The organism is Microbacterium sp. AG238 (genome assembly GCF_003610405.1).
Lineage (GTDB): Bacteria > Actinomycetota > Actinomycetes > Actinomycetales > Microbacteriaceae > Microbacterium.
In genome coordinates this window covers 1,384,182-1,400,534 of record NZ_RAQC01000001.1, presented here as the reverse complement: position 1 = coordinate 1,400,534, position 16,353 = coordinate 1,384,182, and the positions used below count along the sequence as shown (strand labels likewise).

At 71.1% G+C, this 16,353-nt stretch carries 15 protein-coding genes; 12 read left to right on the top strand and 3 right to left on the bottom strand.

The features are described from left to right. Positions 1 to 202: 202 nt before the first annotated feature. Together DEU36_RS06650 and DEU36_RS06645 are read right to left on the bottom strand one after the other, a co-directional pair. Positions 203 to 1,318 carry a substrate-binding domain-containing protein gene (locus DEU36_RS06650; protein ID WP_120263461.1) on the bottom strand — a complete coding sequence of 372 codons (1,116 nt, stop codon included), beginning with the start codon at positions 1,316 to 1,318 and terminating at the stop codon, positions 203 to 205. Then, positions 1,315 to 3,198 (bottom strand): heparinase II/III family protein, encoded by a 1,884-nt coding sequence (locus tag DEU36_RS06645; RefSeq protein WP_120263460.1) that lies wholly within the window; start codon positions 3,196 to 3,198, stop codon positions 1,315 to 1,317. Before DEU36_RS06645 ends, DEU36_RS06650 begins: the two co-directional genes overlap by 4 nt. 165 nt (positions 3,199 to 3,363) lie before the next feature. Between DEU36_RS06645 and DEU36_RS06640 the strand changes: the two genes are divergently transcribed. The 11 genes from DEU36_RS06640 (at position 3,364) to DEU36_RS06590 (ending at position 14,628) form a co-directional block, all read left to right on the top strand. After that, complete coding sequence (locus DEU36_RS06640; RefSeq protein ID WP_259455251.1) at positions 3,364 to 5,382, top strand: DUF2264 domain-containing protein; 2,019 nt, start codon at positions 3,364 to 3,366, stop codon at positions 5,380 to 5,382. Next, positions 5,379 to 6,662 (top strand): ABC transporter substrate-binding protein, encoded by a 1,284-nt coding sequence (locus tag DEU36_RS06635; RefSeq protein ID WP_120263458.1) that lies wholly within the window; start codon positions 5,379 to 5,381, stop codon positions 6,660 to 6,662. Before DEU36_RS06640 ends, DEU36_RS06635 begins: the two co-directional genes overlap by 4 nt. A 92-nt stretch (positions 6,663 to 6,754) precedes the next feature. After that, positions 6,755 to 7,690 carry a carbohydrate ABC transporter permease gene (locus DEU36_RS06630; RefSeq protein ID WP_120263457.1) on the top strand — a complete coding sequence of 312 codons (936 nt, stop codon included), beginning with the start codon at positions 6,755 to 6,757 and terminating at the stop codon, positions 7,688 to 7,690. Continuing rightward, positions 7,690 to 8,610 carry a carbohydrate ABC transporter permease gene (locus tag DEU36_RS06625; protein ID WP_120263456.1) on the top strand — a complete coding sequence of 307 codons (921 nt, stop codon included), beginning with the start codon at positions 7,690 to 7,692 and terminating at the stop codon, positions 8,608 to 8,610. Before DEU36_RS06630 ends, DEU36_RS06625 begins: the two co-directional genes overlap by 1 nt. Before the next feature lie 4 nt (positions 8,611 to 8,614). Continuing rightward, positions 8,615 to 9,286, top strand: coding sequence for a DUF624 domain-containing protein (locus tag DEU36_RS06620; protein ID WP_259455250.1), 672 nt, complete (start codon positions 8,615 to 8,617; stop codon positions 9,284 to 9,286). A 21-nt stretch (positions 9,287 to 9,307) separates the two neighbouring features. Next, positions 9,308 to 10,546 (top strand): glycoside hydrolase family 88 protein, encoded by a 1,239-nt coding sequence (locus tag DEU36_RS06615; RefSeq protein WP_120263455.1) that lies wholly within the window; start codon positions 9,308 to 9,310, stop codon positions 10,544 to 10,546. Beyond that, positions 10,543 to 11,418: a fumarylacetoacetate hydrolase family protein gene (locus DEU36_RS06610; RefSeq protein ID WP_259455249.1), complete on the top strand. Its 876-nt coding sequence runs from the start codon at positions 10,543 to 10,545 to the stop codon at positions 11,416 to 11,418. Before DEU36_RS06615 ends, DEU36_RS06610 begins: the two co-directional genes overlap by 4 nt. After that, positions 11,415 to 12,179 (top strand): 2-dehydro-3-deoxy-D-gluconate 5-dehydrogenase KduD, encoded by a 765-nt coding sequence (kduD, locus tag DEU36_RS06605; RefSeq protein WP_120263454.1) that lies wholly within the window; start codon positions 11,415 to 11,417, stop codon positions 12,177 to 12,179. Before DEU36_RS06610 ends, kduD begins: the two co-directional genes overlap by 4 nt. Positions 12,180 to 12,236: 57 nt before the next feature. After that, positions 12,237 to 13,076 carry a 5-dehydro-4-deoxy-D-glucuronate isomerase gene (kduI, locus tag DEU36_RS06600; protein ID WP_120263453.1) on the top strand — a complete coding sequence of 280 codons (840 nt, stop codon included), beginning with the start codon at positions 12,237 to 12,239 and terminating at the stop codon, positions 13,074 to 13,076. After that, positions 13,073 to 14,011 (top strand): sugar kinase, encoded by a 939-nt coding sequence (locus DEU36_RS06595; protein ID WP_259455248.1) that lies wholly within the window; start codon positions 13,073 to 13,075, stop codon positions 14,009 to 14,011. The genes kduI and DEU36_RS06595 overlap by 4 nt, the downstream gene beginning before the upstream one ends. Further along, positions 14,008 to 14,628 carry a bifunctional 4-hydroxy-2-oxoglutarate aldolase/2-dehydro-3-deoxy-phosphogluconate aldolase gene (locus DEU36_RS06590; protein WP_120263452.1) on the top strand — a complete coding sequence of 207 codons (621 nt, stop codon included), beginning with the start codon at positions 14,008 to 14,010 and terminating at the stop codon, positions 14,626 to 14,628. The genes DEU36_RS06595 and DEU36_RS06590 overlap by 4 nt, the downstream gene beginning before the upstream one ends. Before the next feature lie 107 nt (positions 14,629 to 14,735). Here the strand turns inward: DEU36_RS06590 and DEU36_RS06585 are convergent, their stop codons facing one another. Continuing rightward, positions 14,736 to 15,665, bottom strand: coding sequence for an NADP-dependent oxidoreductase (locus tag DEU36_RS06585; RefSeq protein ID WP_120263451.1), 930 nt, complete (start codon positions 15,663 to 15,665; stop codon positions 14,736 to 14,738). Between the two features lie 93 nt (positions 15,666 to 15,758). Here DEU36_RS06585 and DEU36_RS06580 point away from each other — a divergent pair, with 93 nt between their 5' ends. Further along, positions 15,759 to 16,247 carry a MarR family winged helix-turn-helix transcriptional regulator gene (locus tag DEU36_RS06580; RefSeq protein ID WP_120263450.1) on the top strand — a complete coding sequence of 163 codons (489 nt, stop codon included), beginning with the start codon at positions 15,759 to 15,761 and terminating at the stop codon, positions 16,245 to 16,247. Positions 16,248 to 16,353 lie beyond the last annotated feature (106 nt).

Here is a 16,353-nt window from a genome sequence, read left to right as displayed (position 1 = left end):
GCACCCGCGGCGATGTAGGAGCGATCACCCAGAGTCAGGGTCTCGGCATCGAGCGCTGCGAGCTCGGAGACGAAGCAGCCGTCGCCGAACCTCCAGTCGGCGTGGGCCGCCACGAGAGTCGCCTGGTGCTCGCTCTGGCGCCGCCGGCTCTCACCGGAGGCGGTCGACCAGAAGTCCCAGGGCGAGTAGTCGTGGCGGTCGATCACGCCGTGCCTGCCGCGCGGGGAGCGACGGTCGACTCGCGCACCACGAGGGTGGGATTGAGCAGCACGCGCCGGGTCGGCCGGTCGGGGTCGGCCATCCGCGAGACCAGCAGCTCCACCGCGGTCTCGCCGACGCTGACGCGGGGCGGAGCGACGGCGGTGAGGGCGGGCGTGAACAGCTCGGCCACCTCGTCGTCGTAGGCGATGATCGACAGGTCTTCGGGCACCGAGATCCCGCGGTTCAGCGCGAGGTCGACGAACGCCATCGCCTCGGGATCCGAATGCACCAGAAGGGCGGTGACACCGCTTCCGAGCGCCCGGTCGAGGGTCGTGTCGACCGCTGCGGAGAACTCCGCGCTCGCCCGGTCGGGAAGCGTCGTCTCGATGTGCTGGGCGGGGGTGAGCCCGAGCTCCTCGCACGCGGCCTGCCAGCCGGCGGCGATCTTGCGCGAGGTGGGGGAGTTGCGTGAGAGCACCAGCCCGACCTTGCGGTGTCCGAGCGAGGCGAGGTGGCGGGCCGCGAGCACGGCCCCCAGGGCGTGGTCGGTCGTCACGGCCTCGACGGGCACTCCGGCGGGCTGGACGATCGCGTCGCGCTCGACGAGCACGCTCGGCGTGCCGCAGTCGGCGAGCCACTGGACGACGTCCTGTGAGTGCGGGGTGTCGGTGTTCGGCGCGACGATCAGGCCGCGGATGTCGCCGCTGGCGACGAGGCGCTCGAGCACGGGGCGCTCGTCCTGCAGCTCGTACGAAGCTCCCCGCAGATGTACTTTCAGGCCGTGACGGCGCGCGGCGGCCTCCATCCCGCGCACGACCCCGGGCCAGTAGAAGTTCAGCGAGGGGACGAGCACGGCGATCGACCCCGTGGATGCCTCGGAACCGCTGCCCGCGACCGGCGGGTGCGCGTGCTGGCCGGTGGCGGGGATGGCACCGCCGTGCACACGCTGGAGCAGCCCCTCCTGCTCCATCTGCGCGAGGTCGCGTCGGAGGGTCACGGTGGCGGCGCCGAGCTCGTCGGTCAGCTGCGAGATGCGCACGGCGCCCTCGCGCTCCATGGTCGCCAGGATGTGCGCGCGGCGCTCGGCGGCCAGCAGCGCCGGTGTGGGGTCGGTCATGGTCGCTCGTCCTCGTTCCGTTCCTGTTCTACCGTGACACGCAGCTCGGCACGACCGTCGACGTCGACGGCGAGCCGGCTGAGGCGCTCACCCCAGACGTCGGTCAGCATCGGATCGTCGAGCTCACGGACGACGAGGGTGTGCGGTGCCGCGGCGGGCCATGTGATCCGGACCGGGGTCGCTCCGTCGAGCGGTCTCACGCGAGCCCACCCGTCGCCTGTCGTCACCGAGCCCGCGAGAAGCAGGCGCACCTCGGTATCCGGTCCGGCGGCTTCCCAGCGGTCGTCGATCGTGACGTGTCCCGAGCGGTGAAGAGCAGCCCGGCGTCGCCACGAGCGTACCGACCCGGCGGGGTAGGCGCCGCCGATCTCGAGATCCAGCGCGCGCATCTCATCCGATCGGACGATGACCGGATCGGATGCCGCGAAGGCCGCGCCGTGATCTTGAGCCATCCCGGAGACACGAGGCACGCTGTGCCAGTCGCTCTGCATCGTCCAGATGTCGTACCGGTCGGGACCGAAGGTCTGCGCCGTGTACGTCGGCCGCCCGGCGTCGACGATGACGGGCACGCCGTCGGAGGCGACGATGAGAGAGCCGACGTCGTTGTGATTGTGGTTCTCGTCGTTGTGGCCGCCCTTGAGCACGACCGTGAGCCCGGCGGCGCTGCCCGCTCGTCCGCGTGCCAGCCAGACCTGCGTCGACGGCAGCCAGACCTCTGCGGGGAGAGGCCCCGGACTGGGAGCGGCGGCAACCCAGGCGTCGTCGGTCAGAGCGCGCAGCAGGCGGCCGAGCCCGGCATCCTCGGTGGCGGGCAGATCGGGGCGTCGTTGGGCGGCGGCGTGGCGGCGCGCGTCGTCGTCACCGACCGTGCGAGCCGCTCGGTGCAGGGCGTGCCACGGCTGGTCCGCGGGGGGACGGGCGGGGCCGTCGGCCGCGTTGACGTACCAGGGCCCGCCGAGATGCGAACGATGGGGGAACGCGACCGTCTCGCGCAGCGACGTGACGGCGGGAATCGGGTCCCACGCGCCGTCGGTCGCGTAGGCGAGCACGTCGAGGGCCTCGAGCGCCCGGCACGCGCCGTTCCACCAGTACGCGTAGCCCTCGTCGATCGCGCCGTCGGCCGGCAGCGCTGCGACGTAGCGATCGAGGCCCTGCGCGACGAGGGCGACGACCGCGTCGCGTTCGGCGCCGTCATCGCAGAGCACGAGCGCGGCCACCAGCACGTTTCCGTGGATCCACGGATTCCAGTTGTGGACGTGCCCGTCGAGGCCGAGCCAGTGCCAGTCGCGGCGCCGGAGGAAGGGGGCGATGACGCGCGACCGGGCTTCGTGACGCATGCGCTGCCGCAGTCCCGGGTAGCGATCGTCGAGGCGTCGCCCGAGCACGTGGTCGATCCACGCGAGCTGCCCGACGACCTCGCCCGCACCGAGATCGAGGAAGGGATCGGTGACGGTGGCCAGCACCGACCCATGCCGCGCGAAGGTGTCGTCGTGGGCTGGCCAGCACCACGTCGACTGCTCGCACAGCAGCCAGACGCCGTCCGCCACCTCGTCGAGGTATCGGGGATCGTCGTCCGACAATGCTGCGACCACCGCCCGGCTCAGCCGCCGCTGCCGCGCGAAGACCTGCTGCTCGTAGCCGTCGCGATCGCCGTCACGATGCACGCGCGCGGCCGCGCTCGCGCGGGGCTGCGGCCAGGGTTCGTCGATGTCGGCGCGTGCGAGGTCGACGAAATGTCGCGCGATGGACGGCTGGATGCGCCGGGTCCAGCCCTCCGCGGACGGCACGGGCAGAGCATCGGCGGGCGGGCGGAGGCGGGCCGGGATGCCGCTGCACACCGCCGCGAGCGGGCCGGCGAATCCCTCGGTGTTCCACAGCACGGCTGCTCCTTCGGGCGACGGCGATGTCGCCGGTCCAACAAATGAATCGATCAGAAACGATCATAAGGAAACGAAGAAGATCTTGCAATGATCGAATCAGGTTGCTAATCTCCGAATCGGTCGGGATCAACGATGACGACCGCGAAGCCCTTCGAAGGAGAACCGGTGACGTCCGAGCACCCGAACCCGCCCCACGGCGCGACTGCGCGTGACGCCTGGCTCGCCCGCGCCGACGTTCTGCTCGACGCCGCGCTCCGCCACGCGACGCCCGGCGCGGGCCGCATCCACTTCCCGGGCGCCGAAGGCGGCTACGGTCACGCCGTCGACGGACTCGAGGGCTTCGCGCGCACGTTCCTGCTCGCCGGGTTCCGCATCGCGGGGGCGCGAGGCGAGGGAGTCGACGAACTCATCGCGCACTACTCGCGCGGCATCGTCTCGGGAGTCGATCCGGACGCGCCCGACCGGTGGGTCCGGATGGCGGAGCACGCGCAGGCCAAGGTCGAGGCAGCATCCATCGCCCTCGTCCTCGATCTGACCCGTCCCTGGATCTGGGACCGCCTCGACGCGCTCACCCGACAGCGCGTCGTCGACTACCTCGCTCCCGTCGTCGGCGACGACACCTACCCGCAGACCAACTGGGTCTGGTTCCGCATCGTCGTGCAGACCTTCCTGCGCTCGGTCGGCGGCCCCTGGTCGCCCGACGACATCGCCGCCGACCTCGCCCGTCACGACTCGTTCGTGCGCGAGGGCGGCTGGCTCTCCGACGGTGCCGAGCGTTCGTACGACCACTACGTGGGCTGGGCGCTGCACGTCTACCCGATCCTGTGGGCGCGGATGGCAGGGGCCGCCGACCTCGCCGAGGGCCGGACGGACGCCGACGTCGCCCGACTCGACGCGTTTCTCCACGACGCCCTCGCTCTCGTCGGCGGCGACGGCTCGCCCCTGATCCAGGGCCGCAGCCTCATCTACCGCTTCGCCGCCGCGGCGCCGTTCTGGGCCGGCGTCATCGCGGATGTGCCCTCGCACACCCCGGGCCGCCTCCGCCACGCTGCCGACCGCATCGTGACCCACTTCGCCGAACACGGCGCCCCCGACGCCGACGGCATCCTCACCATGGGATGGCACGGCCCCTGGCGGGGCCTCGCCCAGTCGTACTCGGGTCCCGGCTCGCCCTACTGGGCGGTCAAGGGCTTCCTCGGGCTGCTGCTCCCCGCCGACCACCCGGTGTGGACCGCTCCGGCCGAGCCGCTGCCGACCGACGAGGGCGACGTCCTGCGAGCGATCGCCTCGCCCGGCTGGATCGTCGCGGGCACCGCCGGCGACGGCATCGTCCGTGTCGTCAACCACGGCACCGACCACGCGTTCCCGGACGCCCGCACGACCGACTCGCCGCTCTACGCGCGCTTGGGCTACTCGACCGCCACCTCGCCGATCGTCGACGACCGGGGCTGGCTCGAGCCTCTCGAACAGTCGGTCGCCCTCGTCGACTCCGACGGACAAGCGACGCACCGCACGGCGATGACCCTGCGGGATGTGCGCGTGCAGGACGACGCGGACGGACGCGTCGGCATCGCGGCATCGCGCTGGGACGCGCACCTCGTCGACCCCGCGCCCACGGTGCACCGTCACGGATCCGGGCTGGCCGGAGAGGCCACGTCCGTCGGCACCATCACGACCACCTCGATCGTCCGCGGGTCGTCGGAGGTGCGCATCGTCGTCGTCGACGCGCTCGCGCCGGGGCAGGATGCCGCGTCGCTGCGGCTCCGCCTGGGCGGCTGGCCGCTCTCGGGCGACGAGGTCGTCGGCGGCACCGACGACACCGGAGCCTGGGTGTCGTCGCGGGACCGCAGCAGCGGCATCCGAGCACTGTTCCCCGCGGGCGTCGCCGGGCTCGTGTCCCGTGCGCACGCCGATCCGCTCGGCGTCCGCACGCTCGTGCCCGTCAGCGAGCACGAGGTGCGCGTCGGCGAGCCCGTCGTCGCCCTGCTCGATCTCGCCGGCGGCGAGCACGCCGCGCCGCACGCGACCGTCGCCATCGACGGCGCCACGGTCACGGTCACCTGGCCCGACAGGGCCCGCACCGTGAGCCGACTCACCGACCCCGAATCGCCTGCCCCGGCGCTTCGGCACCACGAGGTCCGACGTGGGACCTCGCACGCAATCGCAAAGGAGCAGCACGCATGAAGCGCAAGTTCGCAGCCGCGGCGGGAATGGCGGTCGTCGCCACCCTGTCGCTCGCCGCCTGCGGCGGGGGATCCGAGCCCGCCCAGACCGCCGACGGCCCCGTCACCCTGACCCTCTCGGGATGGAGCCTCGACACCACGCCCGAGTTCCAGGTGCTCGCCGACGCCTTCCACGAGAAGAACCCCGACGTCACGGTCGAGCTCAAGCAGTACGACGCGGCCGAGTACAACACGCTGGTCACCGCCGACCTCGCGGCCGGTGTCGGACCCGACATCATCACCCAGAAAGAGGTGAAGTTCGTCACGACGTTCCAGGAGGGCGGCCAGCTCATGGACGTCTCCGACGTCGAGCTGCCCGACGGCGTCGGCGGCGCCTCGTCGTACGAGGTCGACGGAACCGCCTACGGCGTGCCCTACCGTCAGGACCGCTGGGTGCTGTTCTACAACAAGGCGCTCTTCGACGCGGCGGGCCAGGAGTACCCCGACGGCTCGTGGACCTGGGAGGACTACGACGCCGCCGCCGAGGCGATCAACACCGCGGGCGTCGCGAAGGGCGCCTACCAGCACCGCTGGCAGTCGACCGTGCAGGGCTTCGCCTCGGCGCAGGAAGACACCGACGTGCTCTCGGGCGACTACGGCTACTTCGCCGACTACTACGACCGGGTGCTCGCGCTCCAGGACGCCGGCGCTCAGGTCGACTTCAACACCTCGACGGCCAACCAGCTCACCTACCAGGGCGAGTTCGGCACGCAGAAGGCCGCGATGCTGCCGATGGGCACGTGGTACGTCGCGACCCTGATCTCGCAGCAGGCCTCGGGCGAGGCGAACGACTTCGAGTGGGGCATCGCCCCGATCCCGCAGCTCGACGCGTCGACGACGGGCATGGACAACACGCCGGTGACGTTCGGCGACCCGACCGGCTTCTCGATCAACGCCAACATCGACGGCGCCAAGGTGCAGGCGGCGAAGGACTTCCTCGCTTACGCCGCGAGCCTGGAAGCCGCCGAGGAGCTGGCGAAGATCGGCATCACGCCGGCCGCGTCGAACGACGCCGTCACCGAGGCGTACTTCGCCGTCGAGGGTGCGCCGACCGACGAGCTGTCGAAGTTCGCCTGGTCGACCGGTGACATCCACCCCGAGAACCCGACGTCGAACAAGACGGCGGCGATCCAGAACATCCTCAACGACATGCACAGCGCGATCCTGTCGGGCTCGACCCCGGTCGAGCAGGCCATCACCGAGGCCGAGGACCGTGTCGCCAACGAGGTCGGTCTCGACTGATCCCGTGTGCCGTCGCCTGACCGACGGCACCCCGCGGCCGGCGCGGCACCCCGCGCCGGCCGCATCCCCCGCCGTCCTCCCCAGGAGACACCATGACCACCACCGCCGCCTCCCCGAAGGCGCGCCGCCCCGAGCCGGCGCAGCGCCGCAGGAGATCGAAGCTGACCCTGCGCAACACGCTGCTGGGGTGGAGCTTCATCCTGCCGAACTTCGTCGGTTTCGCCCTGCTGACCCTCGTGCCGGTCATCACCCTCTTCTACATGTCGCTGACGAACTGGAACATCTTCGGCACGGCGAACTGGGTGGGGCTCGACAACTTCGAGCGACTGCTCGGTGACGGCAGCTTCCGCATCTCGTTCGTCAACACCCTCTACTACGCGGCGCTGCACATCCCGTTGACGATCGTCGCGTCGCTCGGTCTCGCGCTGCTGCTGAACAACAAGCTGCGCGGCGTCGCGTTCTTCCGCACGGCCGCGTTCTTCCCCTACATCACCTCGATCGTCGCGATCGCGGTCGTGTGGAACCTGCTCTTCAGCCCCGAGTACGGCCCGATCAACGAGATCCTCCGCGCCGTCGGCATCGCCAACCCGCCCGGCTGGCTCACCTCGTCGGAGTGGGCGATGCCCGCCGTCGTCATCGTCAGCACCTGGCGCGACATGGGCTACTACATGATCCTGTTCCTCGCAGGGCTGCAGACCGTGCCCCGCGAGCTCTACGAGGCCGCCCGCATGGACGGCGCGAACGCGTGGGAGCGCTTCGTGAACGTCACCCTGCCGTGCCTGCGACCCACGATGTTCTTCGTCACCGTGATGCTCACGATCAACTCGTTCAAGATCTTCGACCTGATCCTCGTCATGACCGAGGGCGGGCCGGGTCAGTCGACGCTCGTGATCTCGCAGTTCATCTACCGCAAAGGATTTGAGGAGAACCAGTTCGGCTACGCCTCCGCGGCCGCCGTGGCGCTCTTCTTCCTCTGCATCCTCGTGACCATCCTCCAGTTCATCTGGAACAAGCGGAGGAACGTCTGATGACGAATCTTCTCGTACCCCAAGACGACCGCCGGGCGCTGCGCAAGATCGCAGCCGACGGGTTGCCCGACGGCCATCGACCCGACACCGTGTCGCCGCTGCGCCGCGTGGGCCGCATCGCCGGCTACATCGCGCTCATCATCGCCGCCGCAGCGCTGCTGCTGCCGTTCTTCTGGATGATCATGAGCTCGCTCAAGACGGCGAACGAGGTCTTCTCGGTGCCGATCCAGTGGATCCCCGAGGTGTTCGTCTGGCAGAACTACGTCGACATCTGGAACCAGTCGGGGATGCTGACCTGGATCCGCAACACGCTCGTGCTCGCGGTCGTCGTCACCTTCCTGCAGGTGCTGACGGGCTCGTTCGCGGCGTACGGCTTCGCCCGCATCCGCTTCCCCGGACGCGACGTGCTCTTCCTCGCCTACATCGGCACCATCGCCGTGCCGTGGCAGTCGTACATGATCCCGCAGTTCATCCTGCTCTCGAACGTCAAGGTCTCGAACACGCTGTGGGCCATCATCCTCATCCAGGCGTTCGGCGCCTTCGGGGTGTTCCTGATGAAGCAGTTCTACGAGACGATCCCCGAAGAGCTCTCGGAGGCCGCGCGTCTGGACGGCCTGAGCGAGTACGGCATCTGGCGCCGCATCATGCTGCCCCTGTCGGTGCCCGCCCTCGCCAGCCTCACGCTCCTGACGTTCGTGAACACCTGGAACGACTACCTCGGACCGCTCATCTACCTGCGCAACCCCGACCTGTGGACCATTCAGCTCGGGCTGAAGAGCTTCGTCAGCAACCTCTACGACACCAACTACGCCCTGCTGTTCGCCGGACTCGTCATCTCGGTGGTGCCCATCGCGATCATCTTCCTCGTCGGGCAGAAGTACTTCGTCGAAGGCATCGCGACGAGCGGGATGAAGGGCTGAGGCCGTGAAGCGCATCTCGCACAACACGTACGCGACCCTCTTCGGCGTCGTCTACCTCGGACTCATGACGAATCTGCTGCTGCTCGCGTCGTGCCTGCCGCTCGTCGTGCTGCTGGTGATCACCGACCCCGCGCTGTCGTGGCCGATGCTGGCCGTCGTCGCGCCGCTGTGCGCGCCGGGGATCGCGGCGGCGTTCGCGACCTTCCGTGCTCACGGCGAGGGCGAGAGCCAGGTCGTCCGCGTATTCGTCCGCAGCTGGAAGCGTTCGTGGCGCAAGGCACTCGTGCTCGGCGCGGTCGTCGTGGCCGCCCTCGTCGTCGTGCTCGTGGACGTGCGCTTCTTCGCACCGCTGCAGGCGGGAGTAGCGGTCGTGCCCCTGCTGGGCGTGCTGACCGTGGTCCTGCTCGCCTCGGGTCTCGTCGCGTTCGCGGCGCTCGCCGAGGAGCCGGACGCCTCGCTGCGCTCGATCGCGCGGGCCGCGGTGCTCCTGAGCGTGCGCCGGTGGTGGCTGAGCCTGGTCTCGCTCGCCGTCATCGCGCTGCAAGCGGGCCTCTTCGCCGCGATGCCGGCCATCGCGATCGGTCTCACCTCGGCGCCGGCGCTCTACCTCGCCTGGGCCAACGCCCGCTACATCCTCCGTCCGGCGCTCGGCGATCCCGAGCCCCAGGCCGTCTGAACCCCGAAGGAACCCCTCGACATGACATCCCTCCCCGGCACCGACCTCGGCGCGCCCACGGGCGCCCACACTGCCGCCGACACCGCCGCCGACACTGCCGCGATCGAGGCGGCCATCGGGGCCGTCGTGGCCACGCTGCGCCGCAACATCGAGACGTTCGGGCTGCGCTACCCCGACGACACGACGCGCGACGACCGGTATCCGATCCGACCGGCGGCGAACGGGTTTCCCGCCGGGGCGAACCGCGGGTGGACGACCAGTTTCTGGCCGGGGATGATGTGGATCGCGTGGGAGATCACCGGCGACCCCTTCTTCCGTGAGGCGGGGCTCGCTCACGCCGCGGACTTCGCGCGACGGATCCGCGAAGAGGACGACCTCGACACGCACGACCTGGGGTTCCTGTACAGCCTCGCCTCGGTCGCGCCCTACCGGCTGCTCGGCGACGAGGACGCGCGCGAGACGGCCCTGGCGGCGGCCGATCACCTCATGCGCCGGTTCCTCGAGCCCGCGGGCATCATCCAGGCGTGGGGAGACCTCTCCGATCCCGCGCAGCGCGGACGCACGATCGTCGACAGCCTCATGAACATGCCGCTGCTCACCTGGGCGGGGGAGCAGACCGGGCAGGAGCGCTTCGCCGATGCCGTGCGTCGCCACACGACGCAGCTGCGCACCCACATCCTGCGCGACGACGACACGACCTTCCACACGTTCTACTGGGACCCCGAGACCGGCGCGCCCCTGCGCGGTGCGACCGAGCAGGGGGCGTTCGACGACTCGTGCTGGGCACGCGGGCAGGCGTGGGGCATCTACGGCTTCGCGATGAACCACCGCGCGACCGGCGATCCCGCCCTGCTCGACGCGTCGCGGCGCTGCGCCGAACGCTTCCTGTCGCACCTCCCGAGCGATCGGGTGCCGTTCTGGGACATGGTCTACACCGACGGCGCCGACGCGCCGCGCGACAGCTCGTCGGCCGCGATCGCGGTGTCGGGGCTGTTCGAGCTCGCCGGCGTGCTCGGCGAGGGGGCGGATGCCGATCCCGACGCCGCTTCCCGCTACCGGGCCGCGGCCCACGAGATCCTCGCGTCGCTCATCGAGAACTACACGCCCGAGAGTCCCGAAGCCGCCGATGCGGTGCTCCTGCACAGCGTCTACGACCTGCCGAAGTCGGTCGGCGTCGACGAGGGCACGCTGTGGGGCGACTACTTCTACCTCGAAGCTCTGGTGCGCGCCGCACGCCCCGACTGGAAGCCGTACTGGTGAGGCTCGTCCGCTACCGCCCTGCCCGTGCCGCCGAGGCCGGCGACGACGGCATCCGCTCGGGCGTCGTCGTCACGGTGGCCGGCGTCGACCGCGTCGTCGACCTGGGCGCGGCTCCGTTGCCCGAGCTGATCCTCGCCGGTCGACCGGCCCTCGACGCGGCCGTCGCTCGCGCCGGCGCCACCGACCCCGAGCTGTCGTCGGTTCGGCTCGAGGCGCCCGTGCGACCGGGCAAGATCCTGTGCCTCGGCTACAACTACCGCGGGCATGTGCCCGACGGCGTCGACCCGACCGCCGACGACCCCGCGTTCCCCGATGTCTTCGTGAAGACCCCCAACACCCTCGGCGGACCGGCCGACCCCGTCGTGGTGCCCGCGGTCGCGGACGACGTCGACTACGAGGGCGAGATCGCCGTCGTCATCGGGCAGCAGGCCAAGGACGTCGATGAGGCGACGGCGCTCGCGCATGTCGCCGGCTACACGATCCTCAACGACGTGTCCGATCGCTCGTGGCAGCGGCGGCAGAGCCAGTGGGCGATGGGCAAGTGCTTCGACGGTTTCGCGCCGCTCGGGCCCTGGCTCGTCACGCCCGACGAAGCGGGCGACCCGCAGGACATGCTCGTCGAGGTCGTCCGCGACGGTGTCGTGACCGTCTCGCAGTCCACCGCCACCACGATCTTCTCGGTCGCGCGCGTCGTGTCGTATCTCAGCAGCGTCATGACCCTCGAACCCGGCGATGTCATCTCGACCGGCACCCCGCAGAAGCTGCCCGACGCGCAGGCCGCGCATCGGCCGCTGCGCGGCGGCGACGCCGTCACCGTGCGCATCGAGCGTCTCGGCGAACTGACCACCACCTTCATCGGAGGCCCCGCATGATCCTCGATTCCTTCCGCCTGGACGGGCGCGTCGCGCTCGTCACCGGTTCGACCCGCGGCCTCGGCCAGGGGGCCGCCGTCGCGCTCGCCGAGGCCGGCGCGGATGTCGCGCTGCTCGACCGCGGCGACGCGGCCGAGACGGCGGAGGCGATCACCGCCCTCGGTCGCCGCGCGCACCGCATCCGCCTCGATCTCGGCACCGCGACGCCGGAGCAGCTCGCCGACGCGGTCGCCGAGACGGTCGCCGAGCTCGGCGGCATCGACATCCTCGTCAACAACGCCGGGATCATCCGTCGTGCCCCGGCCGCCGACCACCCGGCCGCCGACTGGGACGACGTGCTCGCGGTCAACCTCGACGCCGTGTTCCATCTGTCGCAGGCGGCCGGGCGCCGCATGATCGCGCAGGGCTCGGGGCGCATCATCAACGTCGCCTCGATGCTGTCGTTCCAGGGCGGCATCCTCGTGCCCGGCTATGCCGCCTCGAAGCATGCGGTCGCCGGTCTCACCAAAGCGCTCGCGAACGAGTGGGCCGCGTCGGGGGTGACCGTCAACGCGGTCGCGCCCGGCTACATGGCTACCGACAACACCGCGCCGATCCGCGCCGACGCCGACCGCGAGGCGTCGATCCTCGCCCGCATCCCCGCCGGCCGGTGGGGAACGCCCGGCGACCTGCAGGGCGCCTTCGTCTTCCTCGCCTCGGATGCCGCCGCCTACGTCACCGGGGCGATCGTGCCCGTCGACGGCGGCTGGCTCGTCCGCTGATCCGACTCCGTCTCACCCCCCCGGCACTCCCGCCGGCCCGCCCCAGAAGGGAACCCCATGCAGCAGCGTTACGCGACCAACCCCGCGCAGATCCCCGGCATGACCACCGCCGATCTGCGCGAGCAGTATCTCGTGCCCGAGGTGTTCGTGCCGGGTGAGATCACCGTCGTCTACACCCACCACGATCGCATCGTGCTCGGCGGTGCGGTCCCGGCCGGGCGCGAGCTGGCGCTTCCCGGCTACCCCGAGATCCGCAGCGACTACTTCCTGGAGCACCGCGAGCTCGGCATCATCAACGTCGGCGGCACCGGCACGGTGACCGCCGACGGCGAGGTCCACACGCTCGTGACGGGCGCGTGCCTGTACCTCGGTCGCGGCATCCGCGACATCGTGTTCGCCGACGCGGACGCGGCCGATGGCCAGCGGGGTGCGCAGTTCTACCTGTTCTCGGCACCGGCGCACACGGCCTACCCGGCGGCTCTGGTCTCGCCCGGCGAGGGCACCGTGCGCGAGCTCGGCGACCAGGCCACCAGCAACCGCCGCACGCTCAACCAGTACATCCACGAGAACGGCGTGAAGAGCTGCCAGATCGTGATGGGTGTCACGACCCTGCACGAGGGGTCGATGTGGAACACGATGCCCGCCCATACCCACGACCGCCGCACCGAGTGCTACCTGTACTTCGACCTGCCTGACGACGCCCGCGTCATCCATCTGTTGGGTGAGCGCGAGGAGACGCGGCACCTCGTCGTCGCCGACCGTCAGGCGATCATCTCGCCGAGCTGGTCGCTGCACTCGGGTGTGGGCACAGCGGCCTACTCGTTCATCTGGGCGATGGCAGGCGAGAACCAGGCGTTCGACGACATGGACGCCGCACCCGTCACGACCCTGAAGTGAGCGGTCCGGTGGGCGGTGTGCTGTTGACGGCGGGCGAGACGATGGCGATGGTCGCGCCCGCCGCTGCCGAGCGGCTCGAGCGCGCCGAGGTGTTCCGCATCGACGCCGGGGGAGCGGAGTCGAACGTGGCCGCGCACGCGGCCGCCGCCGGTCAGCCCGCCGCGTGGTTCTCGCGCGTCGGCGACGACGCCCTCGGCCGGCGCGTCGTGTCGCGGGTGGCGCGGCGCGGCGTCGACGTCTCGCGCGTGGTCGTCGACGCCGAGCACCCGACCGGGCTCTACCTGAAGGACCCCGGCCACGGCGTCGCGTACTACCGCGCGGGCTCGGCCGCCGCCCACCTCTCCGAGGCCGACGCCGACGCCATCTCGTGGAACGGTGTGGCGATGCTGCACGTCTCGGGAATCACGGCCGCGCTCGGCGGCACGGCGCCGGCGTTCGTACGACGACTCGTCGACCGCGCGCGAGAGGCGGGGGTGCCTGTCAGCGTCGACGTCAATCACCGCGCGCCCCTGTGGAGCGAGACCGCGGCATCCGGCCCGCTGCTCGACCTGGCACGACGTGCAGACGTCGTCTTCGTCGGACGCGACGAGGCCGAGACGCTCTGGGCCACGGCGGATGCTGACGCCGTCCGGGCGCTGCTGCCCGACGTCCCGCAGCTCGTCGTCAAGGACGGCGCCGTCGGGGCCACGCTCTTCGCCGGCGATGACGTCGTGTTCGAGCCGGCTCTCGTCGTCGACGTCGTCGAGCCCGTCGGGGCCGGCGATGCGTTCGCGGGCGGCTACCTCGCGGCGCTGCTCGCCGGCGCCGCGCCGCACGACCGACTGCGGTCGGGGCACGAGCGTGCGGCACTCACGATGGCCACGACGGGCGACTTCCCCGACCCCGCCCCGGCGCCCGACCAGAACGAACCACCCCGCGAGAGGACTCCCTCATGACCACCTTGCACACCGACGCGAACACGGCGCTCGACGACATCTTCGCTGGCGCCCCTCTCATGGCGATCCTGCGGGGCATGGGTCTCGAACGCTCCGTGCGGCTCGCGACCACCGCGTGGGACCTGGGTATCGACTCGGTCGAGGTGCCGCTGCAGACCGACGAAGACGAGCGGGCGCTCCGCGAGGTCGTGCGTCTGGGGGCCGAGCGCGGCAAGGCGGTCGGCGCCGGGACCGTCGTCACCGTCGACCAGGTCGCTCTCGCCGTCGACGCCGGCGCGGCCTACGTCGTCTCGCCGGGGCTCGACCCCGAGGTCGTGCGTGCGGCGCAGCGACACGGCATCCCGATCCTGCCCGGCGTCGCGACCCCGGGTGAGGTGCAGCGGGCCGTGGCACTCGGACTCCCGTGGCTCAAGGCGTTCCCGGCGCACTGGCTCGGGGTCGACTGGTTCCGGCACATCCGCGGGCCGTTCCCGGGTGTGCGTTTCGTCGCGACCGGCGGGATGGATGCCGCGAACGCGGAGGCGTTCCTCGACGCCGGCGTGCGCGTCGTCGCGGTCGGCTCCGCCCTGGAAGACGAGTCGCAGCTGCCCCGCCTGGCCGAGCTCCTCGCGCGCTGACTCGCCCGAGCGCACGGCCTCGCCGCGAGTGCACGGCCTGCTCACGCTCGAAGGTCGTGCACTCGGCGCTCGGCCGTGCATTGGGGGTGATGCGAGGATGATGTCGCTCAAGGCAGGACGATGACTTTGCCCGCGATGCCGCTCTCAGCCGCCTCGGCGTGCAGTGCGGGGAGCTCAGCCAGGGGGATGCGCCGCGTGACCTCGATGGTGAGCGCGCCCTCGTCGACCAGGCGGACCAGCTCGACGAGCCGGTCGCGATCGCGGCGGACGAACACCGTCGCGGCGTGGACGCCGCGCCCCTCGTCGCTCGGAGTGGACATGAACGCCGTCGTGCTGACCACCGCGCCGCCGTCGGCGACGGCCCCGACGTAGGTCTCGAACAGCTCGGGTTCGATCGGGGCGAGGTTCAGCAGCACGTCGACCGGTCCGTCGATCGCGCCCAGCACGTCGGTCGCGGTGTGATCGATGATCTGGTCGGCTCCGGCCGCGCGGACGGCGTCGACGCTGCGGGGGCTCGCGGTGGCGATGACGTGGATGCCGGCGCGCTTGGCGAGCTGGACGGCGTACTTTCCGACGACACCGCCGGCGCCGACGATCAGCACCCTCTGGCCCGACTCGAGGCGACCGTCGTCGACGAGGGCCTGCCACGCGGTCAGCGCGACGGAGGGCAGCGCGGCGGCATCGGCGAGGGGAATGCTCGTGGGCGCGGCGGCCACGGCGTCGGCGGGAGCCAGCACGAACTCCGCCGCTCCGCCGTCCTGCTCCATCGGGAGGAACGCGATCACCGCGTCGCCCACGGCGAGGCCGGTCACGCCCGGGCCGACCGCATCGACGCGCCCCGAGACGTCGTAACCGGGCACGTGGGGCAGCTCGATCGGGATGGGGAGGAAGCCCGCGCGCATCCCGCCGTCCGCCGCGTTGTACGCCGACGCGGCGACGCGGATGCGCACCTGGCCCGCCGCCGGCTCGGGGCGGTCGATGTCGACGATCTCGAGGACCTCGGGGCCACCGGTCTGAGAGAACTGCACTGCATTCATGATCTGATCCTTCGCGTCTATTGCTTCGAATTCGAAGCGATACGAGGAACGTAACACTACTTCGAATGTGAAGCAACAGATAGGATCGAGTCCATGACGAACGCGCCACGCTCCCTCACGTCGACGCAGCTCGAGGCCTACCTCGCCTTCACGGAGGTGGGCAGCCTGCTGCGTCCCGCCGTCGAGGCGCAGCTGAAGGATGCCGGCGGCCTGAGCTACGTCCAGTTCCAGCTGCTGGCGCGGCTGAACGACGCTCCAGGCGGCACCCTGCGCATGACCGACCTCGCCGACGGCGTGGTGTACAGCCGCAGCGGACTGACCTACCAGGCAACACTGCTCGAGCAGCGCGGATACGTCACGCGGTCACCGTCTCCGGAGGACGAGCGCAGCACCGTGGTCGCGCTGACGGGTGCGGGGCGCGACGTTCTGGCCGCCGTGTTCCCCGGTCACATCGAGACCGTGCATCGGCTGCTGTTCGCGCCGCTATCCGATGCGGATGCCGCCGACCTCGCGCGCATCCTTCGCAGCGTGACGGCGCACCTGCGCGCGGCGCCGCCGCGTTCGGCATCCCGGCGTCGCTGACCGCGGCATCGCCCGAGCGCACGGCTTCGCCGCGCGTGCACGGCCTGCTCACGCTCGAAGGTCGTGCACTCGGCGCTCGGCCGTGCATTGGGGGTGATGCGAGGAT